This window comes from Geodermatophilus sp. SYSU D01180, from assembly GCF_054050415.1.
Genome location: NZ_JBJGZH010000003.1, coordinates 54,343 through 76,904, shown reverse-complemented (window position 1 = coordinate 76,904; position 22,562 = coordinate 54,343). Strand labels below are relative to the sequence as shown.

Annotated in this window: 22 protein-coding genes; 13 read left to right on the top strand and 9 right to left on the bottom strand. The window is 76.4% G+C overall.

Annotated elements, in window-relative coordinates; genetic code table 11:
• Positions 1-9 precede the first annotated feature (9 nt).
• Positions 10-801 (bottom strand): alpha/beta fold hydrolase, encoded by a 792-nt coding sequence (locus ACI8AA_RS04360; protein WP_457043300.1) that lies wholly within the window; start codon positions 799-801, stop codon positions 10-12.
• Between the two features lie 225 nt (positions 802-1,026).
• Between ACI8AA_RS04360 and ACI8AA_RS04355 the strand changes: the two genes are divergently transcribed.
• The 5 genes from ACI8AA_RS04355 to ACI8AA_RS04335 all read left to right on the top strand — a co-directional run bounded on the left by ACI8AA_RS04355 (position 1,027) and on the right by ACI8AA_RS04335 (position 4,907).
• On the top strand, positions 1,027-1,806 hold the full coding sequence (locus ACI8AA_RS04355; RefSeq protein WP_457043299.1) for a PIG-L deacetylase family protein: 780 nt from the start codon (positions 1,027-1,029) through the stop codon (positions 1,804-1,806).
• A 55-nt stretch (positions 1,807-1,861) separates the two neighbouring features.
• Positions 1,862-2,293, top strand: coding sequence for a D-aminoacyl-tRNA deacylase (gene dtd, locus ACI8AA_RS04350; protein ID WP_457043298.1), 432 nt, complete (start codon positions 1,862-1,864; stop codon positions 2,291-2,293).
• Positions 2,294-2,540: 247 nt separating this feature from the next.
• Positions 2,541-3,524, top strand: a complete 984-nt coding sequence (sigB, locus tag ACI8AA_RS04345) for an RNA polymerase sigma factor SigB (protein ID WP_456928687.1) — start codon at positions 2,541-2,543, stop codon at positions 3,522-3,524.
• Between the two features lie 108 nt (positions 3,525-3,632).
• Entirely contained in the window at positions 3,633-4,184 is a 552-nt protein-coding gene (locus tag ACI8AA_RS04340; protein ID WP_457043297.1) for a TIGR03086 family metal-binding protein, read from the top strand.
• 78 nt (positions 4,185-4,262) lie between these two features.
• Positions 4,263-4,907: a dihydrofolate reductase family protein gene (locus tag ACI8AA_RS04335; RefSeq protein ID WP_457043296.1), complete on the top strand. Its 645-nt coding sequence runs from the start codon at positions 4,263-4,265 to the stop codon at positions 4,905-4,907.
• Between the two features lie 181 nt (positions 4,908-5,088).
• Here the strand turns inward: ACI8AA_RS04335 and ACI8AA_RS04330 are convergent, their stop codons facing one another.
• Both ACI8AA_RS04330 and ACI8AA_RS04325 read right to left on the bottom strand, forming a co-directional pair.
• Positions 5,089-7,794 carry a bifunctional acetate--CoA ligase family protein/GNAT family N-acetyltransferase gene (locus ACI8AA_RS04330; protein ID WP_457043295.1) on the bottom strand — a complete coding sequence of 902 codons (2,706 nt, stop codon included), beginning with the start codon at positions 7,792-7,794 and terminating at the stop codon, positions 5,089-5,091.
• Positions 7,787-8,968, bottom strand: a complete 1,182-nt coding sequence (locus ACI8AA_RS04325) for an acetoin utilization protein AcuC (protein ID WP_457043294.1) — start codon at positions 8,966-8,968, stop codon at positions 7,787-7,789. Before ACI8AA_RS04325 ends, ACI8AA_RS04330 begins: the two co-directional genes overlap by 8 nt.
• Before the next feature lie 215 nt (positions 8,969-9,183).
• Between ACI8AA_RS04325 and ACI8AA_RS04320 the strand changes: the two genes are divergently transcribed.
• On the top strand, positions 9,184-9,891 hold the full coding sequence (locus tag ACI8AA_RS04320; protein WP_457043293.1) for a metal-dependent transcriptional regulator: 708 nt from the start codon (positions 9,184-9,186) through the stop codon (positions 9,889-9,891).
• Between the two features lie 166 nt (positions 9,892-10,057).
• Positions 10,058-12,139, top strand: coding sequence for a S9 family peptidase (locus ACI8AA_RS04315; RefSeq protein ID WP_457043292.1), 2,082 nt, complete (start codon positions 10,058-10,060; stop codon positions 12,137-12,139).
• Between the two features lie 5 nt (positions 12,140-12,144).
• Here ACI8AA_RS04315 and ACI8AA_RS04310 read toward each other — a convergent pair whose 3' ends face one another.
• The 3 genes from ACI8AA_RS04310 to ACI8AA_RS04300 form a co-directional block, all read right to left on the bottom strand.
• The gene (locus ACI8AA_RS04310) at positions 12,145-13,227 is read right to left on the bottom strand and encodes a DUF4192 domain-containing protein (protein ID WP_457043291.1); all 1,083 of its coding nucleotides are present in this window, start codon (positions 13,225-13,227) and stop codon (positions 12,145-12,147) included.
• A 154-nt stretch (positions 13,228-13,381) separates the two neighbouring features.
• Positions 13,382-13,831, bottom strand: coding sequence for a hypothetical protein (locus ACI8AA_RS04305; protein ID WP_457043290.1), 450 nt, complete (start codon positions 13,829-13,831; stop codon positions 13,382-13,384).
• A 352-nt stretch (positions 13,832-14,183) separates the two neighbouring features.
• Positions 14,184-14,477: a Dabb family protein gene (locus tag ACI8AA_RS04300; RefSeq protein WP_457043289.1), complete on the bottom strand. Its 294-nt coding sequence runs from the start codon at positions 14,475-14,477 to the stop codon at positions 14,184-14,186.
• A gap of 62 nt (positions 14,478-14,539) precedes the next feature.
• On the opposite strand from ACI8AA_RS04300, the gene ACI8AA_RS04295 reads away from it, so the two are divergent.
• The 6 genes from ACI8AA_RS04295 (at position 14,540) to yczE (ending at position 20,316) form a co-directional block, all read left to right on the top strand.
• Positions 14,540-15,793, top strand: a complete 1,254-nt coding sequence (locus ACI8AA_RS04295; protein ID WP_457043288.1) for a glycosyltransferase family 4 protein — start codon at positions 14,540-14,542, stop codon at positions 15,791-15,793.
• Positions 15,787-16,548, top strand: a complete 762-nt coding sequence (locus ACI8AA_RS04290) for a class I SAM-dependent methyltransferase (RefSeq protein WP_457043287.1) — start codon at positions 15,787-15,789, stop codon at positions 16,546-16,548. Before ACI8AA_RS04295 ends, ACI8AA_RS04290 begins: the two co-directional genes overlap by 7 nt.
• A 37-nt stretch (positions 16,549-16,585) precedes the next feature.
• Positions 16,586-17,620 carry a prenyltransferase gene (locus tag ACI8AA_RS04285; RefSeq protein WP_457043286.1) on the top strand — a complete coding sequence of 345 codons (1,035 nt, stop codon included), beginning with the start codon at positions 16,586-16,588 and terminating at the stop codon, positions 17,618-17,620.
• Positions 17,621-17,685: 65 nt separating this feature from the next.
• Complete coding sequence (locus ACI8AA_RS04280) at positions 17,686-18,504, top strand: glycosyltransferase (RefSeq protein WP_457043285.1); 819 nt, start codon at positions 17,686-17,688, stop codon at positions 18,502-18,504.
• Positions 18,501-19,469 carry a glycosyltransferase family 2 protein gene (locus ACI8AA_RS04275; protein ID WP_457043284.1) on the top strand — a complete coding sequence of 323 codons (969 nt, stop codon included), beginning with the start codon at positions 18,501-18,503 and terminating at the stop codon, positions 19,467-19,469. Before ACI8AA_RS04280 ends, ACI8AA_RS04275 begins: the two co-directional genes overlap by 4 nt.
• A gap of 241 nt (positions 19,470-19,710) precedes the next feature.
• Positions 19,711-20,316, top strand: a complete 606-nt coding sequence (yczE, locus tag ACI8AA_RS04270; RefSeq protein WP_457043283.1) for a membrane protein YczE — start codon at positions 19,711-19,713, stop codon at positions 20,314-20,316.
• Here the strand turns inward: yczE and ACI8AA_RS04265 are convergent.
• The 3 genes from ACI8AA_RS04265 to ACI8AA_RS04255 are packed head-to-tail and all read right to left on the bottom strand — an operon-like array spanning position 20,300 to position 22,501.
• The gene (locus tag ACI8AA_RS04265; RefSeq protein ID WP_457043282.1) at positions 20,300-20,629 is read right to left on the bottom strand and encodes a TraR/DksA family transcriptional regulator; all 330 of its coding nucleotides are present in this window, start codon (positions 20,627-20,629) and stop codon (positions 20,300-20,302) included. The genes yczE and ACI8AA_RS04265 overlap by 17 nt on opposite strands.
• Positions 20,619-21,236 (bottom strand): class I SAM-dependent methyltransferase, encoded by a 618-nt coding sequence (locus tag ACI8AA_RS04260; RefSeq protein ID WP_457043281.1) that lies wholly within the window; start codon positions 21,234-21,236, stop codon positions 20,619-20,621. Before ACI8AA_RS04260 ends, ACI8AA_RS04265 begins: the two co-directional genes overlap by 11 nt.
• Positions 21,233-22,501 (bottom strand): YibE/F family protein, encoded by a 1,269-nt coding sequence (locus ACI8AA_RS04255; protein ID WP_457043280.1) that lies wholly within the window; start codon positions 22,499-22,501, stop codon positions 21,233-21,235. The genes ACI8AA_RS04260 and ACI8AA_RS04255 overlap by 4 nt, the downstream gene beginning before the upstream one ends.
• Positions 22,502-22,562: the final 61 nt, after the last annotated feature.

Genomic DNA, 22,562 nt, shown 5'->3' with positions numbered 1-22,562 from the left:
GCCCGGGGTTCACGGCACGGCCGAGAGGAAGCGGCGCACCTCGGCGTCGAACGCCGCGGGGGCCTCCAGGTTGACGACGTGGCCGACGCCGGGCAGGAGCACCAGCCGGGATCCGGGGATCGCCGCGTGCAGCGCCTCCGCCACCGGTCGCGGCGCCCGCACGTCCTCGGCGCCGCAGAGCAGCAGCGTCGGGACGGCGACGGTCGGCAGCACGTCCCGCAGGTCGGCGTCGGCGAAGGCGGTGAGCATGGAGCGCGTCCCGGCCGGGCGGACGTCGAGCATCACGCTGCGGACGAGGTCCAGGGTCTCCTGCGGCACCGGCCCGGCGAAGAAGCCGGGCAGGTAGCCGTCGACCCACTCCGCCGGTGGACGGTCGACCTCGGCGAGCACCCGCTGCAGGCGGGCCTCCACCTCCTCCGGTGGCAGTGACCCCTTCCACCCGGCGTAGGCGGAGACGAGGACCAGGGAGCGGACCACCTCCGGGTGGCGCTGCCACACCGCGAGGGCCAGCCCGCCACCGAAGGACAGCCCGCACAGGTGCACCCGGCCCAGGTCGAGCCCCTCGACGAGCGCGGCCACCGCGTCGGCATACCCGGTCAGGGGCAGGCCGGCCGGCGGGTCGGGGGACGCGCCGCAGCCGGGTGCGTCCCACGCGACCACGTCGAAGGCGTCCGACAACCCCTCCAGCTGCGGCCGCCACTCCCGGCCGTCGCTCCACCCGCCGTGCAGGAGCAGCAGCGGCGCCCCGGCACCCGCGCGGGAGTAGGCGACGGTCCACCCGCCGGCCTCGACGACGTCCACGGCGGCCCCTCGACGCTGCTGCTGGCCGTGGTGCGGGGGCGGCTGCCGCCCCGCGCGGCCGAGCCTCCCACCCGGGCCGCCGGGCGTCGAGACGCCGGTCGACGGTGACCGAACGCCCCTGGCGCCACCGCCACCGCACGCGGGATGCTGCCTGGCCGACCCAGGGACCGGGTCGACCGGCCGGCCGGGCACCGAGCCCGACCGGCGCGGGACGAGGAGGCGGCCGTGCCGCAGACGCTGACGGTGTCCCAGCTGGGGACGGTCATGGGGGTCTGGGCTCATCCGGACGACGAGGCGTACCTGTCGGCCGCGCTGATGGCCGAGGCCCGGGACGCGGGGCAGACCGTCGTCGTGGTCACCGCCACCGACGGTGAGCTCGGGGGCGACGGCCCGGTCGGCGACCTGCGGCGGATGGAGGTGGTGGCCAGCCTGGCCGCGGTCGGCGTCACCGACCACCGGTGGCTCGGCTTCCGGGACGGGCGGTGCGCCGCCGTCCCCCCGGACGACGGCGTCCGGGTGGTGCGCGCCCTGCTCGAGGAGGTGCGGCCGGACACCGTGGTCACCTTCGGCCGCGACGGCCTGACCGGGCACCCCGACCACGTGGTCGTGTCGGGCTGGGTCGAGCGGGCCTGGCGGGCGGACGGGTGCCGCGCTCTGCTGCTGCAGGCCACGCTCACGGAGAGCTTCCACCGCCGCTGGGGAGGGCTCACGGAGCGCTCCGCGGTGTGGATGCCGGGGGCCCACCCGCCGTCCGTGCCCGACACGGGAGTGACCCTGCGGGTCCACGCGCACGGGCGGACCGCGCGTCGCAAGCTGGAGGCCCTGCGGGCACACGCGTCGCAGACCACCGCCCTCCGGGAGTCCGTCGGGGAGGACACCTACCTCCGCTGGTGGTCGGAGGAGAGCTTCGTCCGGGTCCCCCCTCCGCCGGCAGCCCTCGTCCCCACGCCCCGGGCCCCCGGCGATGCGGTCGTGCGGGTGACGTCCCGCGGGGAGGACCGCTGACCCGTTCCGCCGGAGCGGGTCCGGCCGCCGTGCACCGCTCGCGCAGGATGGGCCGGTGCGCGCGGTGGTGAGCAGGGTGTCCTCGGCCTCGGTGACCGTCGACGGGGCCGTCGTCGGCGAGATCGGGGCGGGCCTGCTCGCGCTGGTCGGCGTCGGCCGGGACGACGACGCCGACCGGGCCCGGACCCTGGCGCGGAAGGTCCACGAGCTGCGTGTGTTCCCCACCGCGGACGGCGCCCGCTCGGCCGGCGACCTCGGCCTGCCGGTGCTGGTGGTGAGCCAGTTCACCCTCTACGCGGACACACGCAAGGGCCGCCGCCCGTCGTGGGACGCCGCCGCGCCCGGGGACGTCGCCGAGCCGCTGGTGGACGAGGTGGTCGCGGAGCTGCGGCGGCGCGGGACCGGCGTCGCGACCGGCGTGTTCGGCGCGCGGATGGCGGTGGCGTCGGTCAACGAGGGACCGATGACCTTGCTGCTGGAGGTCTGACCCGGCGACGGAGCGGGTACGGGTGGTGACCGAACACACGGTCTGTGCGTTCCCTGTGAACCCGGGCCGCGTGGAACACCTGGCCCCGTCGGGACCGTTGTACGGGGCGAAACACAACGGACCACAACGGACGAACGAACCGTGGGGGCCCCGCCGGACAACGGAGCCCCACCCCCGACGCGGGTGCGCCACCGTCACCGGACAGCCGGCGGTGCATCCGAACTCCGAGCAAGGACGAAGACATCCCGTGACGCTCCTCCAGTCTTCCCCCAGCGACGCCCTCGAGGTCCGCTCGCCCCGCCGCGAGCCGGACACCAGTGGCCTGGTGTCGACCGACCTGGTGCGCGTGTACCTCAACACCATCGGCAAGACCGCCCTGCTGACCGCCGAGCAGGAGGTGGAGCTGGCCAAGCGCATCGAGGCCGGCCTCTACGCCGAGCGGCTGCTCACCGAGCGGCAGCTCACCCCCGCCCTGCAGCGCGACTACAAGGCCCTCGCGGTCGACGGCAAGGCCGCCAAGCGGCACCTGCTCGAGGCCAACCTGCGCCTGGTCGTCTCGGTGGCCAAGCGCTACACCGGCCACGGCATGACGTTCCTGGACCTCATCCAGGAGGGCAACGTCGGCCTCATCCGCGCCGTCGAGAAGTTCGACTACACCAAGGGCTTCAAGTTCTCGACCTACGCGACGTGGTGGATCCGCCAGGCGATCACCCGCGCGATGGCCGACTCCGGCCGCACCATCCGGCTCCCCGTGCACCTGGCCGAGCAGGTCAACAAGGTCGTGCGGACCCGCCGGCGGGTGCACCAGGAGCTCGAGCGCGAGCCCACCGCCGAGGAGCTCGGCCTCGAGCTCGACATGACGCCCGAGCGGGTCACCGAGCTGCTCGAGTACAGCCGCGACCTGGTCAGCCTCGACCAGACCGTCGGCGCCGACGAGGAGTCCCGCCTCGGTGACTTCATCGAGGACGCCGACGCCGCGGTCGCCGAGGACGCGGTGGCCTTCCAGATGATGAAGGGCGACGTGCGCAACGTCCTCTCCACGCTGGAGGAGCGCGAGCGCGACGTGGTCGTGCTGCGCTTCGGCCTCGACGGCGGCCAGCCGCGCACGCTCGAGCAGATCGGCAAGCAGTTCGGCCTGTCCCGCGAGCGTGTCCGCCAGATCGAGCGGGAGACGATGGCCAAGCTGCGCGACCCGCAGCGCGCCGACGCCCTGCGCGACTACCTGGCCTGAGCACCGCCCTCCCGAGAGCCGGCCCCCCGCGGGGGGCCGGCTCTCGGCGTTGACAGGGGCCGCGCCCCGGGCCAGGCTCGTGCTCAACCGATTGGTTGAGGAGGAGCGATGGCGGACACGGCGGAGCGGTGGGCGAGGCTCGCGGACGACCTCGGCCGCAGGGTCGACGGCGTCCCGCCCGGCCGCTGGGACGACCCTGCGCCGTGCGAGGGATGGGTGGCCCGCGACGTCGTCCGGCACCTGGTGGAGTGGATGCCGGCGCTCTACTTCCCCGCCGTCGACCGGCCGGTGCCCGCGCTCCCGTCGGTCGACGAGGACCCCGCGGGTGCCTGGCGGGCCGCCGACGCCGCGATCCGCGACCTGCTCGCCGACCCGGACCTCGCCCGCCGGCCGACCAGCACCCGCGCCGGGGACATGCCGCTCGAGGACCTCGTCGCCATGACCGGCCTCATGGACCTGCTCGTGCACGCCTGGGACCTCGCCCGCGCCACCGGACAGGACGAGACGCTGGACCGGGAGGAGGCGTCGGCGTTCCTCGCCGGCATCGAGCCGTGGGACGCCGCCCTGCGCGGCAGCGGGCACTACGGCCCGCGGGTGCCGGTGCCCGACGACGCCGACGACCAGACCAAGCTGCTCGCCTTCACCGGCCGCCGTCCCTGAGCCGGACGCGTCGACGCCGGTGCCGATGAGTTCCGGCGCCGCCGGCGGTCACCCCCTCGTCGACACCGAGGAGGAACCGTGGGCCAGCTGGTGAGGGTGCAGGACTTCACCGTCTCGAGCGACGGGTACGGCGCCGGCGAGGGGCAGAGCCTGGAGCGGCCGTTCGGGCACGCCGACCCCCGGGAGCTGATGGCCTGGGCCCTCGCCACCGCGAGCTTCCCCGGCCGCACCGAGCCGGGCGGCAGCCGCGGCCTGGACGACTACTTCACCCGCGACTTCGCGCACGGCATCGGCGCCGAGATCATGGGCCGGAACAAGTTCTCGCCCCACCGCGGTCCCTGGGAGGACCTCGAGTGGCAGGGCTGGTGGGGGGACGAGCCGCCGTTCCACACGCCGGTGTTCGTGATGACCCACCACGTGCGGCCCTCGTTCACGCTGGCGGACACCACGTTCCACTTCCGTGACGCCGCCCCGGCCGCGGTGCTGGAGGAGGCGCGCGCGGCGGCCGGCGGCGCCGACGTCCGGCTGGGGGGCGGCGCCTCCGTGATCCGGCAGTTCCTCGACGCCGACCTCGTCGACACGCTGCACGTCGCCGTCGTGCCGGTCGAGCTGGGCGGCGGCTCCCGGCTGTGGACCTCGCCCGACGAGCTGCTCGACCGCTTCCACCGCGACGTCGTGCCCAGCCCGAGCGGGGTCACGCACCACCTGTTCTGGCGGAGATAGTCCGCTCTGCGGTGTCGTGCCCGAGTGGGGGCCCGGAGGGCTCCGCGATGGGTACGACGGCGGGGCTCCACGCTCGATCGGCCTCGGTGCAGGGGCCCGCGCCGAGCGTGCGAGGCGTGGGGGGGCACCGAGGTCCTTCCGGGCACCTGGCCGCGGTGTCGGCCGGAGGCCGACGGTGTGATCAGTCGCGCATGCGGCGGGGGCCGGGCTCGACGCGGGCGGTCGGCGGGCCGACGCGCACGGTGCCGCCGGCGACGACGAGCGAGCGGCCGCCGTGCCAGGGGTTCGCCGGGCCGGCGATCACCGGCGACAGCGTCAGGCCGAGCACCTCGGGCAGGTCCTCGGCGAGCCGGGCCACCCGCAGCAGCAGGTCCTCCAGCGCCGCGACGTCGACCGGCTCGGCCCCACGCCAGCCGTCGAGCAGCGGCCACGCGCGGGGCGCGCGGACCAGCTCGGCGGCGTCGAGGTCGGTGAGGGGCAGCGTGCGGTAGGCGCGGTCGCCGAGCAGCTCGGTGGCCACTCCCCCGAGGCCGAAGCTGACCAGGGCGCCGAACGAGGGGTCGTCGACGACCTCGATGACGGTGGCCACGCCGGGCGCGGCCATCTCCTGCACGATCACCGGGTCGCCGGCCGGGATGGCCTCGAACGCGGCGCGGACGGCGCCGGCGTCGGGCAGGTCCAGCCGCACGCCGCCGAGGTCGGTGCGGTGCCGCAGCCACGGCGCCGTCGACTTGAGCACCACCGGGTAGCCGACCGCGTCGGCCGCGGCGACGGCCTCGTCCGCGGTGGTCGCCGTCCGCGTGCCGAGCAGCGGCACCCCGTAGGCGCCCAGCAGGTCGATGACCTCGCCGTCGGTGAGCTGCCGCCCCCCGGGCGACCCCGCCATCGCGCGGAGCACCACCGACCGCGCGCGGCCGGCGTCGACGCCGGGCAGCTCGGGCACCGTCCCCGCCGGCCGGCGGCGCCAGCGGGCGTACTCGGCGACCCGCGCCAGGGCGATGACCGCCCGCTCCGGCGTCGAGTACGACGGGACCGAGCCGCGGGCCGGCATCCCGTCGGTGTCGGGCACGGTCAGCTCCGGCGGGATGCCCTCCGCCGAGAGGAACGTCGCGAGCACCGGCTTGACCGAGGCCTGCGACACCTCGCGCAGCGCCCGGCCGTACGCGTCGGGCGAGGTGCGCACCAGCGGCGGGAGGAACACCGCGACGACGGCGTCCACCCCGTCGTCGTCGACCGCCTCCTGCAGCGCCGCGCGGAAGGCCTCCGGGGTGCCGGCGGTGCCGATGTCGACCGGCGCCTCGCGCGCCAGGGTCAGGCCCTGGTCGAGGACGGCGTCGGCGACCAGCACGCCCAGCGCCGTGGAGTTCCCGACGACGGCGACCCGGTCGCCCGCCGGCAGCGGCTGGTGGGCCAGCAGCATGCCGACCTCGAACAGCTGGGCGACGGTCTCCACCCGGATGACGCCGGCGGAGGCGAACAGCGCCGCCACCGACTGCTCGGGCACCGCGACCGACGTGCCGGCCAGGCCGGGGGTGAGCCCGCCGTGCCGGCCGCTCTTCACCGCGACCACCGGCTTGGTGCGGGCGACGCTGCGGGCGAGCCGGGCGAACTTGCGGGGGTTGCCGAAGCTCTCCAGGTGCAGCAGCACGACCTCGGTGCCGGGGTCGGTGGCCCAGTACTGCAGCAGGTCGTTGCCGCTGACGTCGGCGCGGTTGCCGGCCGAGACGAAGCTGGACAGGCCGATGTTGCGGCTGCCCGCCCGCTCCAGCAGGGCCACGCCGAGCGCGCCGGACTGGGCGAAGAAGCCCACCCGCCCGCGGCCGGGGACCCGCGGGGCGAGGCTGGCGTCGAGCCGGATCGCCGGGTCGGTGTTGACGATGCCCAGGCAGTTGGGGCCGACCACCCGCATGCCCGAGGCCCGCGCCGCGGCGACCAGCCGCCGCTCGGCCTCCCGGCCCTCGGGCCCGGTCTCGCCGAAGCCGCCGGAGATGACCACCAGGCCGCGGACCCGCTTGCGCCGGCAGGCCTCCACCACGCCCGCGACCTCGTCGGCGGGGACGGCGACGACGGCGAGGTCGACGTCGCCGGGGACGTCCTCGATGGAGGCGTAGGCGGGGACGCCGCGCACGTGCCGGGTGCCGGGGTTGACCGGGTAGACCGGCCCGTCGAAGCGGTAGTCGAGCAGGTTGCGCAGGACCAGGTTGCCGATCTTGCTCTCGTCGTTGCTGGCGCCGACCACGGCGACCGACGACGGGGTGAGCAGCCGCGCGATCGACCGGGACTCGCTGCGCTGCTCGCGCTCGTAGGCGACCGCCAGCGAGGTCTCGGTGGGGGCGATCGGGAAGGTCAGGTGGACGACACCTTCCTCGTAGGAGCGCCGGGCCTGGTAGCCGGCGTCGAGGAAGACCCGGACCATCCGGCCGTTCTGCGAGAGCACCTCGGCGACGAAGGTGGTGATGCCGCGCTCGCGGGCGGCGGCGGCGAGGTGCTCGAGCAGCACCGAGCCGAGCCCGCGGCCCTGGTGGGCGTCCTCGATGAGGAAGGCGACCTCGGCCTCGGTGGTGCCCGGGAGGCGGTCGTAGCGGCCGACGCCGATCAGCTGGTCGCCGAGCAGCAGCACGAACGCGACGCGGGCGTCGTGGTCGACGTGGGTGAAGCGGTGCAGGTCCCGGTCCGACAGCCGCTTCATCGGCCCGAAGAACCGGTAGTAGCGGGTCTGGTCGGAGCTGCGGTCCATGAGCCCGGTCAGCCCCTCGGCGTCCTCCGGGCAGATCGGCCGCAGGTGCACCGTGCCGCCGTCGGCGGCGACGATGTCGGCCTCCCAGTGGGCGGGCGGCTGCGGTGCCGGCCCGGTGGGGGCCGGCTCGACGGTCTGCTGTTCAGTCACGGGGGTCGTCCGGGTCGAGGCCGAAGTAGGGGAAGGACGCCTTGCGGGTGCGGCTGATGGCCCGGTCGACGCGGGACTCGGTGAACGGGTCCCACGCCGAGAAGCCGGTGTAGCCGCCCTCGGTCATGTGCGTGGGCGGCCGGGCCCGCAGCCCGCGGGCGACGACGTCGTCGCGCCAGGACTGCGGGATCGCCGTCACCGGGTCCAGCCGCTCCCCTGACGCCTCGGCGAGCAGGTGCGTCCAGGCGCGCGGCACGCAGCGCACCAGCCCGTACCCGCCGCCGCCGAGGGCGATCCAGCGGCCGTCGCAGACCTCGTGCGCGAGCTCGTGCACCGCCCGGTAGCTCGCCCGCTGGCCGTCGACGGTGAGCGCGAGGTCGGCCAGCGGGTCCTCGTGGTGGGCGTCGCAGCCGCACTGGGTGACCAGGACCTGGGGTGCGAATCCGCGCACGACGCTGGGGACGACGGCGGTGAAGGCGCGCAGCCAGCCGGAGTCGTCGGTGCCGTTGGGCAGGGCGAGGTTCACCGCGGTGCCCAGCGCCTTCTCGGGGTCGCCGGTCTCCTCGGGGAAGCCGGTGCCGGGGAACAGCGTCAGCGGGGTCTGGTGGACGCTCACGGTGAGCACCCGCGGGTCGTCGTAGAACGCGGCCTGCACGCCGTCGCCGTGGTGCACGTCGAGGTCGACGTAGGCGATCCGCTCGTAGCCCTGGCCGAGCAGCCAGGCGATGGCGATCGCGGCGTCGTTGAACACGCAGAAGCCCGAGGCGCGGTCGCGCATGGCGTGGTGCAGGCCGCCGGAGATGTTGACGGCGTGCTGCGCCCGGCCGGAGTGCACCAGCTCGGCGGCCTGCACGCTGCCGCCGGCGATGAGCGCGGCCGCGTCGTACATGCCCTCGAAGACCGGGTTGTCGGCGGTGCCCAGGCCGAACGCCTCGTCGGGGTGGGTGGGCGCGCGCCGCACCGCCTCCAGGTAGGCCGGGTCGTGCACCAGGGTGAGCAGGTCCTCGCCGGCCGGGGTGGGGCGGACCACCTCCACCCGGCCCGGCGCCAGCACGCCCAGCCCGTCGGCCAGCCGCATGGTGAGGTCCAGCCGCACCGGGTGCAGCGGGTGGTCACCGCCCATCGTGTAGCCGAGCAGGGCGTCGTCCCAGACGACGGCCACCGAGTCGCTCACGAGCCCTCCCCTGTCGCCGTTCCCGTCCGGGCGCGCCGTCCGGGCCGGTGCCCGCGCGGGTGGTGCCCGGCCCGGACGCTACCGCCGCGGCCTCCGGCCGTCCCCTCCACGGCGCCGTGCCCGTGACCCCGGTCGCCCGCCCGGGCACCCCGTTCGCGATCCCCGGACCGGGGCCCCGCGCACCGTACGATCGGGTCTGACACGGAGGAGTGCCAGTGAACGACCTCATCGACACCACCGAGATGTACCTCCGCACGATCTTCGAGCTGGAGGAGGAGGGCATCGTCCCGCTGCGGGCGCGCATCGCCGAGCGGCTGCACCAGAGCGGCCCGACGGTGTCCCAGACCGTGGCCCGCATGGAGCGCGACGGCCTGCTGACCGTCGAGGGCGACCGTCACCTGCAGCTGTCCGAGACCGGGCGCGCCCTCGCCACCGCGGTCATGCGCAAGCACCGGCTGGCCGAGTGCCTGCTCGTCGACGTCATCGGCCTGGACTACGCCGAGGTCCACGAGGAGGCCTGCCGCTGGGAGCACGTCATGAGCGAGGCGGTGGAGCGCCGGCTGCTGACCCTGCTCGGCAACCCGACGGTCTCGCCCTTCGGCAACCCGATCCCGGGCCTGGACGCGCTCGGCGGGGAGACCTCGGCCGTCCTCGACGCCCTGACGCTGCTGTCGAACACCGCGACCGCCGAGGGCCGGCAGGTGACCATCCGGCGGATCAGCGAGCAGCTCCAGGAGGATGCCGTGCTGCTGCGGCAGCTCGCCGACCAGGGCATCCGCCCCGGCGCCACGATGGTGGCGCAGTCGGTGAACGGCACGATCAGCCTCGACGGGCACCCGCTGCCGCAGGGCGTGGCCCAGCACCTGTTCGTCTCGGCGATGGACGAGGACCTGACCCCGGTCGAGGCCGCCGCCCAGCTCTGAGAGGACCTCGCTGCCCCCACGCCTCGCAGGCTCGGCGCGGGGCCCTGCAGCGGGGCCGTTCCAGCACGTCACCGAGCCCGGCGCCCGGTCCCCCGCTCCGGCGGGGGGCCGGGCGCTGCTGGTTACGGTGGGCGGCACCGTCCCGTCGTCCCCGCGAGGAGCCCCGGTGAGCCCGTCCGACGCCGTGCCCGAGACCGCTCCCGAGCCCGATCCGGCGCACCCGTTCGCCCGGCTGGCCGACTTCGTCGCGATCCCGCGGGTGACCGGCCTGGCGCTGGCCCGCGACGGCCGGCTGGCGGTGTCGGTGCAGACCCTCGACGCCGACCGGAAGAAGTGGGTCTCGGCGCTGTGGGACGTCGACCCGGAGGGACAGCGCCCGCCGCGCCGGCTGACCCGCAGCGCGCCCGGGGAGGCGGCGCCGGCGTTCGCCCCGGACGGCACGCTGCTGTTCCTCTCGGCCCGCCCCGACCCCGCCGCGGGCAAGGACGGCGGCGACCCGAGGCCGGCGCTGTGGGCGCTGCCGCCCGGCGGCGGGGAGGCCCGGCCGGTGGTGACCCGGCCCGGCGGCGTGGGCGGGTTCGCCGTGGCGGCCGACAGCGGCGAGGTCGTCGTCGTGTCCTCGACCATGCCCGGCGCCGCCGACGCGGACGAGGACGAGCAGCGCCGCAAGGCCCGCGCCGACGCCGGGGTGTCGGCGGTGCTGCACGAGGCCTACCCCGTCCGGTACTGGGACAGCGACCTCGGGCCGGCCGCCCCGCACCTGTTCTGGGCCGGCGCGCTGCCCGCGGAGGACCCCGCCGGCGAGCCGGCCGGGCCGGTGCCGCTGCGCGACCTGACGCCCGATGCCCTCCCGCCGCTGGGCGCCGGGGAGGCGGTGGCCCTCTCCCCCGACGGCCGGCTGCTGGTGCGCGTGGACTCCGTCGCCGACGGCCCGGCCGGCCGGCGCGACCGGCTGGTCCTCGTCGAGACCGCGACCGGCGACGCGCGGGTCCTGGTCGACGACCCGCTGGCCGACGTGTACTCCGCCGCGTTCTCCCCCGACGGCGCCTCGGTGGTCTGCGTGCGCGAGTCGATGACCACCTACGCCGAGCCGCCGGACTACACGCTGCTGCTGGTCGACGTCGCCTCCGGGGACGCACGCGACCTCACCCCGGACTTCGACCGCTGGCCCAGCGCCCCGCAGTTCAGCGCCGAGAGCGACGCCGTCTACTTCCTCGCCGACGACGACGGCCGGCACGCGCTGTTCCGGGTGGAGGTCGCCGGCGGCGCCCCGGTCCGGCTGACCGGCGACGGCGCCTACAGCGACCTGCGGGTGGCCCGTGACGGCAGCGCCCTGTTCGCGCTGCGCTCGGCCTACGACGAGCCGCCGGCGCCGGTGCGCCTGGACCCGCGCGCCACCGGCCAGCACCCCGAGCCGCTGCCCGCCCCCGGCGCGCTCGGTCCGCTGCCGGGCAGCCTGCGCGAGGTGCGCGCCACCGCCGCCGACGGCGCGGAGGTGCAGTCGTGGCTGGTGCTGCCCGAGGGCGCGAGCGCCGAGGACCCGGCGCCGCTGCTGCTGTGGATCCACGGCGGGCCGCTGATGAGCTGGAACTCGTGGTCGTGGCGCTGGTGCCCGTGGGTGATGGCCGCCCGCGGCTACGCCGTCCTGCTGCCCAACCCGGCGCTGTCGCAGGGGTTCGGGCAGGACTTCGTCCGCCGCGGCTGGGGCGAGTGGGGCGGCGCCCCGTACACCGACCTGGTGACCGCCGTGGACGCCGCCCTCGAGCGGCCCGAGGTGGACGCGGAGCGGACCGCGGCGATGGGCGGCTCCTTCGGCGGCTACATGGCCAACTGGGTGGCCACCCGGACCGACCGGTTCCGGGCGATCGTCACCCACGCGAGCCTGTGGGACCTCGACTCGTTCGTCGGCACCACGGACGCCGCCTACTACTGGGAGCGGGAGTGGGGCGCGCCGCTGGTCGAGCCCAAGCGCTACGAGCAGAACTCCCCGCACCGGTTCGCCGACGCCATCCGCACGCCGGTGCTGGTGATCCACGGCGACAAGGACTACCGCGTGCCGATCGGCGAGGGCCTGCGGCTCTGGTACGACCTGCAGAAGCGCGGCGTCCCGTCGCGGTTCCTGTACTTCCCTGACGAGAACCACTGGGTGCTCACGCCCGGCAACGCGACGGTCTGGTACGAGACGGTGATCGCCTTCCTCGCGGAGCACGTCCTCGGGCAGGGGTGGCAGCGCCCCGAGCTGGTCTGACCCGCTCACCCGGCCTCCCCGAGGGTGCTGCTGATCAGCACCCGGAGCTGGGCGGGCGGCAGGCACTGCGCCAGGCCGTCGGCGAGCAGCCGGGGCAGCCGGGCGCCGGGGTCGGCGGCCAGGGCGCGGTCCAGGGCCACGTTGGCCATGGCGCCGTCGCCGCGCAGCCAGGCGCTGACCGCGAGCAGCGTGGCCGGCGGTCCGTCGAGCGGCACCGGCGCGCGGCGGGTGCACTCGGTCCACAGCACCTCGGCGGCCGCGGCGTCCTCTCCCAGCGCGAGGCCGAGCGCGCGGTCGCGGACGTCGGGGATCGTGAGCCCCCACAGCACCCGGGCCACCCGGGCGTCGGCGAGCCGGGTGGCCGCGGTGGCCGGTCCCGGCCGGCAGTCGGCCACGGCCGCGGCGATCGCCGCGCCGGCCTCCGCGGCGACCGCGTCCAGGCCGAGCGCCCGGAGCCGGGCGGCGTGCTCGCGGCCCTCCGTCAGGCAGGCCGCCGCCGTCGCGGGTGCCCCCGGGTCGCCGTCGGGTCGGGTGAACCGCGCGGCGAGCGCGGCGCGGTCGGAGGCCAGGACCGCGCCGCGGGCCACCGCCGCGGCGGCCAGCGGGCTGGCCCCGCCGGGCAGCGGCGTCCCGGCGCCGGGCTCGCAGCACGGGTACGGGCAGTCGTAGTCCCACCAGCGGCCCGACCGGACCAGCAGCGCCTCCCGCACCGGCACGTCCCGGGCGTCCAGCGCGAGCACGAGCTCGTGCACCAGGTCGCGGTGCGGGAGCTCCGGGGCCGGCTCGCCCGGTCCGAACGCCAGGACGGGGGCCGACCGCACGTCAGGCACCTCGGACACGACGGCCAGCAGCACCGCGACCGGCTCGTCGGTGAGCACCTTGCCGGCCAGCGTGGCCGCCAGCGCGCGGACCGCGGCGGGCGGCGGGAGGTCGGCGCGCACGGTGAGGCCGACGCGGCTGCCGTTCGGCCCGCGCAGGCCGACCAGCACGATCGACTCGGCGGGGTGGAAGCCGAGCAGGTGGGGCAGGGCGGCGGCGACCTCGCCGGTGTCGCCGAGCCGGATGACGGGGATCGGGGGGTGGTCCACCCGGCCGACCCTGGAGCCGGACGGGGCCCCGATCGGCACGGCCGAACCGCTTGTGGAGGAGACCGGCCCTGTGGACGGCCACGCCCCGTCTCGTCCGGCCCCCTGCAGGGGCCCGCGGCGAGCGTGCGAGCGGTGAGGGGCCAGGGGTCCCTCCTCAGTCGAGGGCGTCGGCCTGCGTCTCGTAGGCCTGCTCCAGCAGGCCGGTGAACGCCGTGGGGTCGGGCTGCCCGCCGGAGGTGTCGGTGGTGAGCAGCACGACCACCCGCTCCCCGTCCTGCACGACGCCGACCAGTGCCGGCACGGTCAGCTGCTGCCCGTCGGGCCCGGTCACCGTCGTCGTGTAGGTGACCCCCGCGGAGCCGTCGCCGAGGTCGGGGACGTCGAGCTCGGCGAAGGCGATGGTGACGGTGCCGATCTGCGGCGCGCTCACCTGCACCTCCCGGCACCGGTCGAGCTGCTGACCGAAGCCCGCCAGCGCGTCCCCGGCCGGGCCGCCGGAGGCCAGCGCCTGCACGGTGGTGACCGTCCCGGTGACGGCGACCTGCGCGGCGACGTCGTCGTACTCGTCGAAGGACGGCTGGCTGCCTGCACCGCGGGCTCGCACTCGGGCGGGGTCACCTGCAGGTCCCCGGTCGTGCCGCCGGCCATCGCGGCGCCCTGCTCCAGCTGGGCCTCGGTCAGCGGGGTGACCTGCGCACCGGCGCCGAACGCCTCGGGAGGGAGCAGGCCGGGCGCGAGGTCGGTCCCGGGGGACGGCGACGCCGAGGAGGACGGGCTCGGCGACGAGGACGGGGAGGCGGGCGAGGCCGTGCCCCGGACGTCCTCCCCGCCGCAGGCCGCGATCAGCGGGACGGCGAGCAGGCCCGCGGTGGCGGCGAGGACGGGGCGGCGGCGTCCGGTCATGCGCCGGACGCTATCCAGCGACGGTGGAACCGCAGGTCAGCCGCCCGTCCGGGTCACAGCTCGTACTGGACGGCGCTGCGGGCGGCCAGGTACGGGCGCACGTGCTCGGCGATGACCGCGAGGTGCACCGGGTCGGTGGCGTAGCGCCGGAAGGCCTCGGCGTCGGGGAAGTCGGCGACCAGGACCGTGTGCGCGTTGCCCTCGACCAGGCCGGCGTCGGGCGCGACGGTGAAGGCCAGCGACCCGGGCACCTGCTCGGGCAGCCGGCGCAGCGCGGCCACCGTCTCGGCCCGCCGGGCGTCGTCGGCGGCGTCGGACCAGGTGAAGTGCACGACGTGTCGGATCACGCCGGTCACCCTGTCAGGCGGGCTCCGAAAGTGGACCGGACGGGGTCGGTAGGGTCCGGCGCATGGGACGACGGCTGCGGATCGCACTGCTGTCGTACCGCAGCAAGCCGCACGGTGGCGGCCAGGGCGTCTACGTCCGGGCCCTCTCGCGCGAGCTGACCGCCCTCGGCCACCACGTCGAGGTCCTCTCCGGCCAGCCCTATCCCGAGCTGGACGACGGCGTCCCGCTCACCCGGGTGCCGAGCCTGGACCTCTACCGCGAGCCCGACCCGTTCCGGACGCCGCGCCCCTCGGAGTTCCGCGACTGGATCGACGTCGCCGAGTGGGCCGCGATGTGCACCGCCGCGTTCCCCGAGCCGCTGACCTTCACGCTGCGCGCGGCCCGGCTGCTGCTCCCCCGCGCGCACGAGTTCGACGTCGTGCACGACAACCAGAGCCTGGGCTACGGGCTGCTGCGGCTGGTCCGCGCGGGCGTCCCGACCGTGGCGACCGTGCACCACCCGGTCGCCATCGACCGGCAGCTCGAGCTCGGCGCCGCCCCCTCGCTGCGCCGCCGGCTGACCCTGCGCCGCTGGTACGCCTTCACCGCCATGCAGGCCCGCGTGGCGCCCCGGCTGGACGCGGTCACCACCGTCTCGGAGAGCTCGCGGCGCGACATCGAGGCCCACCTGCACGTGCCCGCCGCGGGCGTCGAGGTCATCCCGGTCGGCATCGACCCGGACGTCTTCACCCCGCCGCCGGCCGGCCGGCCGCGCGAGGCCGACTCGATCGTCGTCACCACCAGCGCGGACGTCCCGCTCAAGGGCCTGGTGCACCTGCTCGAGGCGGTGGCCAAGCTGCGCACCGAGCGGCCGGTGCGGCTGACCGTCGTCGGCACCGCGCGGCCCGGCGGTCCGGCCGAGTCGGCGCTGGACCGCCTCGGCCTGCGCGACGCCGTCCGCTTCACCGGGCCGGTCTCCGAGGCCGACCTGGTGCGGCTGCTGCAGACGGCCACCGTCGCCGCCATCCCCTCCCTCTACGAGGGCTTCTCGCTGCCCGCGGTCGAGGCGATGGCCTGCGGGACGCCGCTGGTCACCACCGACGCCGGCGCGCTGCCCGAGGTCGTCGGCTCCCAGGCCGGCCTGCGGGTGCGGGCCGGGGACGTCGACGAGCTGACGGCGGCGCTGAAGCTCCTGCTGGAGAAGCCGTCGCTGCAGGAACAGCTGGGCCGCGCCGGGCGCCGCCGGGTGCTGGCCGCCTACACGTGGCGCTCGACCGCGGAGCGGACCGCGGACTGGTACGCCGAGGTGCTGGAACGAAGGGGTCGTCCGTGCTGACCGTCGACTACGACCTGCTCGACCTGCGCCCCGGCATGACCGTGCTGGACCTCGGCTGCGGCGAGGGCCGGCACGCGTTCGAGGCCTACCGCCGCGGCGCGTCCGTGGTCGCCGTCGACTGGGGCGTGCCCGAGGTGGAGACCACCAAGCGGTGGCTGGGCGCGATCGCCGAGGCCGGCGAGGCGCCGGCCGGGGCCCACCACGAGGTGGTCCGCGGCGACCTGCGTCACCTGCCGTTCCCCGACGGCAGCATCGACCGGGTCATCGCCTCGGAGGTGCTCGAGCACATCCCCGACGACGGCACCGCGATGGCCGAGATCGCCCGGGTGCTCAAGCCCGGCGGGCGGGCCGCCGTCACCGTGCCGCGGTACGGCCCCGAGCGGGTGTGCTGGGCGCTGTCGGACGCCTACCACGCCAACGAGGGCGGGCACATCCGCATCTACCGCGGCGACGTGCTGCGCGCCCGGCTGTCGGTGGCGGGCCTGGTGCCCGGGCGCAGCCACCACGCGCACGCGCTGCACGCGCCCTACTGGTGGCTCAAGTGCGCCGTCGGGGTGGACCGGGACGCCGCCGTCGTCCGCGCCTACCACCGGCTGCTGGTGTGGGACCTGACCAGGCGGCCGTGGGTGACCCGGCTGGCCGAGAAGGTGCTCGACCCGCTGATCGGCAAGAGCCTCGTGGTCTACGCGGACAAGCCGCGGGTGCCGGCGGCGGGGACCCGCCCGGAGCGGGAGAAGACCGCTGCGCTCCGCTGAGCTGCCCGAGCTGCCCGGCGTCCTGGACGGCGGCGCCGTGCGGCGCACCGTGGCCGCCATCGCCGCCGAGCAGGGCCGCGACGGGTCCCTGCCGTGGTTCCGCGGCGGGCAGCTGGACCCCTGGGACTCGGTCGAGGCGGCGATGGCCCTCGACGTCGGCGGGGAGCACGCGCGGGCGGCGGCGGCCTACCGCTGGCTCGCCGCCCGGCAGCGCGCCGACGGCTCCTGGGCCGCGGAGTACCGCGACGGCGCCGAGACCCAGCCCGCCGTCGAGAGCAACCACGCCGGCTACCTCGCCGTCGGCGCGTGGCACACGTGGCTGGCCAGCGGTGACGAGCGGCTGGTCCGGGAGCTGTGGCCGACGGTGCGCCGCGGCCTGGACCTCGTCGTGGACATGCAGCTGGCCTCCGGAACGATCGGCTGGGCGCTGCGGCCCGACGGGACCCCGGACGACGTCGCGCTGCTCACCGGCAACGCCAGCCTGTTCCAGGCGCTGCGCTGCGGCATCGCGCTGGCGGAGCTGAACGGGCAGTCGCAGCCGGACTGGGAGCTGGCGGTCACCGGCCTCGGCACGGCGCTGCGCACCGACCCCGCGGCCTTCGCCGACCGCTCGCGCTGGTCGATGGACTGGTACTACCCGGTGCTGGCCGGCGCGGTCACCGGCGGGCCCGCGCGCGCCCGGCTGGCCGCCGACTGGGACCGCTTCGTCGTCCCGGGCCTGGGCGCCCGCTGCGTGGCCGACCGCCCGTGGGTGACCGGCGCGGAGACCTGCGAGCTGGCGCTGGCGCTCGTCGTCGCCGGGCAGCCGGAGGCCGCGCTGGAGCAGGTCGCGGCGATGCAGCACCTGCGGCACGACGACGGCTCGTACTGGACCGGGTTCGTCTACCCCGACGACGCCCGCTGGCCGGTCGAGCGGACGACGTGGACCGCGGCGGCGGTGGTGCTCGCCGCGGACGCGCTGGCCGGCGCGACGCCCGCCTGCGGGCTGTTCGCCGACCCCGCGGCGCTGCCCGCGCCGGGCACCGAGGACGCCGGTTCGGCAGCGCCGCTGCCGGGCAGTGCCTCTGCGTGACGCGCACGTCGGCACGGCCCCGCTCCCCCCGCACCCCCACCCCCGACGGCGTCAGCGTCGTCGTGATGAGCCGTGACCGGCGCGCGGACCTGCTGGCCACGCTCCCCCGCCACGAGGCGCCGGTCGTGCTGGTGGACAACGGCTCCACCGACGGCACCGTCGACGCCGTCCGCGCCGCGCTGCCGCAGGTGACCGTGCTGCCGCTGGCGGAGAACGCCGGCGCGCACGCCCGCACGATCGGCGCCGGGCACGCGGGCAGCGAGTTCGTGGCCTTCGCCGACGACGACTCGTGGTGGGCGCCCGGCGACCTGGCCCGCGCCGCGGAGGTCATGCGCGGGCACCCCCGGCTGGCGGTGCTCAACGCGCGGGTCCTCGTCGGCCCGGAGGAGCGGCTGGACCCGCTGTGCGAGGAACTCGCCGTCAGCCCCCTCGGCACCCCGGCGCACCTGCCCGGGCCGCGGCTGCTCGGCTTCATCGCGTGCGCGGCGATGGTGCGCACCGAGGCGTTCCTGTCCGTCGGCGGCTTCGACCCGGTGGTGCGCTTCCCCGGCGAGGAGGAGCGGCTGTCCCTGGACCTCGCCGCCGCCGGCTGGGACATCGCCTACGTCGACTCGGTGACCGTGCACCACCACCCGTCGGCCCGGCGGTCCGACCCGGACGCGCGGCGCGCGGCGATCTGGCGGTCGAAGGCGCTCACCGCGGTGATGCGGCTGCCGCCGCGCGACGTCGTCCGCACCGTGGTCGCCGCGCTGCGGGCCGGGGCGCCCGAGCGGCGGGGGCTGCGGCGGGGGCTGCCGGACCTGCCCGCCGCTTTGCGCCGCCGCCGCCGGCTGCCCGCGCACGTCCTGGCCGACCTCAGCCTGCTCGCGGGGGACGCGACATGACAGCCACCCATGGCCTCCCTGCAGGGGCCCGACGCGAGCGTGCGAGCGTTGGGGAGCAGGGAGGTCCTTCTGCCGATGCGCGGGTCGCCGTCGTCGTGATCACCCACCAGCGCCGCGACGAGGTGCTCGGGGCGCTGTCCCGGCTGCTGGCGCTGCCCGAGCGGCCGCACGTGGTGGTCGTCGACAACGGCTCCACCGACGGGACCGCGGAGGCGATCACCCAGCGGTTCCCCGCCGTGGAGCTGGTGGCCAGCGCGGAGAACCTGGGCGCGACCGGCCGCAACGTCGGCGTCGGCCGGCTGGGCACCCCGTACGTGGCCTTCTGCGACGACGACACGTGGTGGGAGCCGGGGTCGCTGCGGCGGGCGGCCGACGTCCTCGACGCGCACCCGCGGCTGGCCGTGGTGACCGCCCGGATCCTCGTCGAGCCCGGCGGCCGGGAGGACCCGATCGTGCCGGAGCTGCGCGACTCCCCCGTCCGCGGCGCCGGCTGGCTGCCCGGCCCGGCGCTCGGCTCCTTCCTCGCCGGCGCGAGCGTCGTCCGGCGGGAGGCGTTCCTCGAGGTCGGCGGCTTCTGCGAGCGGCTGTGGCTGGGCGGGGAGGAGGAGCTCATGGCCGGTGACCTCGCCGCCGCCGGCTGGGAGCTGTGCTACCTGCCCGAGCTGACCGTGCACCACCAGGCGTCGAGGGCCCGCGACGGGCACCGCCGCCGGCGCGACGGCATCCGCAACACCCTCTGGACGACGTGGCTGCGGCGCCCGCTGCGCCCCGCGCTGCGGCGCACTCTGCACCTGCTGGCCACGCTGCCGCGGGACCGGGTGACCGCGCAGGGGCTGTGGGCCGCCGTCCGCGGGATCCCGTGGCTGGTGCGCGAGCGGCGGGTGCTGCCCCCGCACGCCGAGGCCCGGTTCGCCGCGCTCGACGCCGCCCAGCGCCGCTCCACCGCCCGCCGCTACGTGAGCTGAGGCCGCGGCGCCGCGGGCGGCAGAAATGGCCGTTTCTGCCGCCCTGAACGGGCCCGCCCCGCATGACTCCCCATCAATGGTGTGCATTGAGGCCGCGTTCCGCGGCGTCGGATGCGGCCTCAGCGCACCCGCTCGGGGTCCACGTGCCGCCCTGAGCAGGCCAATCCGGCCGATTGGCCCGTAGGAGGCGGGCCGGGCGGGCGGCAGGGTGGCGGTCGTGGTGCAGCACCGTCCGGTTCCCGTGCCCGCCCGACTCCCGCGCCGCCTCGTCCAGCTCTACGCCGGCCTCGCGCTCTACGGGGCCTCGATGGCCCTGCTGGTGCGGTCCTCGCTGGGGGTCACGCCGTGGGACGTGCTGCACCAGGGGCTCGCGCAGCGGCTGGGCTGGTCGCTCGGGCTGGTCACCGTGGTGGTGGGCGCGCTGGTGCTGCTCGCGTGGGTCCCGCTGCGGGAGCGGCCGGGGATCGGCACGGTGAGCAACGTCGTCGTCATCGGGGTCGCCGTCGACGGCACGCTCGCCGTCCTGCCCGCACCGTCGCACCTGGCGGTGCAGGCGGCGTTCGCGGCGTCGGGCATCGTGCTCAACGCCGTCGCCACGGCCGCCTACGTCGGGGTGCACCTCGGGCCGGGCCCGCGGGACGGGCTGATGACCGGGCTCGTCCGGCGCACCGGCGGGTCGGTGCGGCTCGTGCGGACCACGATCGAGGTCGCCGTCGTCGCGACCGGGTGGCTGCTCGGCGGCACCCTCGGCGTGGCGACCGTCGCCTACGCCCTGGCCATCGGCCCCCTCACCCAGGTGCTGCTGCCCCGCCTGTCGGTGCGGTGGGAGGTCAGCGCGCGCAGCTGATGCAGGTGCGGGCGGTGGGCCGGGCGGCCAGGCGCTCGGGTGCGATCGGGCCGCCGCAGGACTCGCAGCGGCCGTAGGTGCCGGCCTCGACCGCGGTGACCGCGGCGTCGACGTCGGCCAGCCGGCGGCGCGCCTGCCCCAGCAGCGCCGCCACCTGCTGCCGCTCGAAGGCGATCGTCGCGCCCTCCGGGTCGTGCTCGTCGTCGGCGTTGGACGCCTGCGACGCGGCGACGATCTCGTCGAACTGGCGGGTCAGCGCCTCGATCTGCGCCTGGGCGGCCGCCCGCTCGGCCCCCAGCGCGTCAGCGGACACGGCGCAGCAGCCGCAGCGAGCCGGTGCCCGGCAGCTCCTCGAAGTCCCCGGACCCGAGCACCCGCCGGTACACGCCGAACGGGGCCTGGCCGCCGTCGGCGGGGTCGGGGAAGACGTCGTGGATGGCCAGCGTGCCGCCCACGGCGAGCTTCCCGACCCAGGCGTCCTGGTCGCGGCGCGCGGACTCCTCGGTGTGGCTGCCGTCGAGGAACAGCAGCGCCGGCGGGGTCGCCCACAGCGGCGCGAGCACCTCCGACCGCGCGACGACGGCGACGACGACGTCCTCGGCGCCGGCGTCGGCGATCGTGCGGCGGAACCGCGGCAGGGTGTCGATCCGCCCGACGGCGGGGTCGACCAGCGACGGGTCGTGGTACTCCCAGCCGGGCTGGTGCTCCTCCGAGCCGCGGTGGTGGTCGACGGTGACCACCTGCCGGCCGGTCTCCCGCGCGGCGGCGGCGAGGTAGAGCGCCGACTTGCCCATCCACGAGCCGATCTCCAGCAGCGGGCCGGGCACCGCCACCGTGCGGGCGGCCTCGTAGAGGGCACGACCCTCGTCGGCCGGCATGAACCCGGGCGCGGCCTCGGCGGCCGCCAGCAAGTCACTCACCGGGCAAACCTCGCACGCAGCCCCGACAGACGTCGCTCGGGGGCCGCGCCGGCCGCGGTCCCGGCCGCGGTGGCGAAGAACGCGCCGACCGCCGTCGTCACCGGGACCGCGAGCACCAGCGCGATCGCCCCGACCAGGGTGCGGATGACCTCCTCGGCCACCGCGGCGCTGGTCAGCGTCACGCCGGCGGGCTGGGTGTAGACCTCGAACAGCAGCAGCAGCGGCAGCGCGGCCCCCGCGTAGGCGAAGACGATCGTGTACACGGTGGAGGCGATGTGGTCGCGGCCGACGGCCATGCCGCGGCGGTACAGCTGCCGCCAGCCCATCGCCGGGTCCACCTCGTTGAGCTGCCAGACCGCCGAGGCCTGGGTGATCGTGACGTCGTTGAGCACGCCGAGCCCGGCGACGACGACCCCGGCGATCACCAGGCCGGAGAAGTCCAGCGTCGGGTCGAAGGTCAGCAGCTGGATGGTCTCCTCGCTGGTGAGTCCGGTCAGCCGCGCGACGCCGACGGCCACGGAGCCCAGCACGGTCACCAGCGCCAGGCCGAACAGGGTGCCCACGAGCGCCGTCGTCGTCCGCGCGGAGAAGCCGTGCGCGAGGTACAGGACGACGAACATGATCGCCGACGAGCCGACCAGGCTGACCAGCGTCGGCGAGGACCCCTCGAGCAGCGCCGGCAGCACGAACTGCAGCAGCACGAAGAACGCGAAGGCGAGGCCGACCAGCGCGGCGAGCCCGCGCAGCCGGGCGACCGCCCCGACGACGAGGGCGAACGCCACCGCGAGGACGACGACCGGCGTGGTCCGCTCGAAGTCCGCGAACTGGTAGTCCGGGCCGCCCTCGGCGCCGGGGTCGCGGGTGAGCACGAGGACGTCGCCCTCCCCCACCCCGTTGGCGACCACCTCGGCCGAGAGGTCCACCTGCTGGTAGTCCCCCGCGCCGTCGCCCTCGAGGACCTCGACGACGGCGGTGGCGCAGGTGGCCTGCCCGGTCCCGGCCTCGCCGCACGGCAGCGTCTGCAGGGAGACCACCCGCGCGTCGGCGTAGCTGGTCCCCGCCGGCAGGAACGTGGCCGCGACCTGCTCGGCGCGGGTCGGCTCGTCCCCGGGCCAGAGCACGACCAGGCCGACCACGGTGGCCAACCCCACCGGCACGAGCAGCAGGAGCATCAGCGTGACCGCGCGGCGTCGCCGGGTCAGCGTCTCCGGGCTCGGCGGGGGCGCGTCGGGGTCGGGCCCGTGGCTGTGGGTGGAGGGCGGCACCCGGCCAGGCTAGGAGCAGCCCCCGGACCGGGACCGACCGACACCGCGGTTCCGCCCCGCC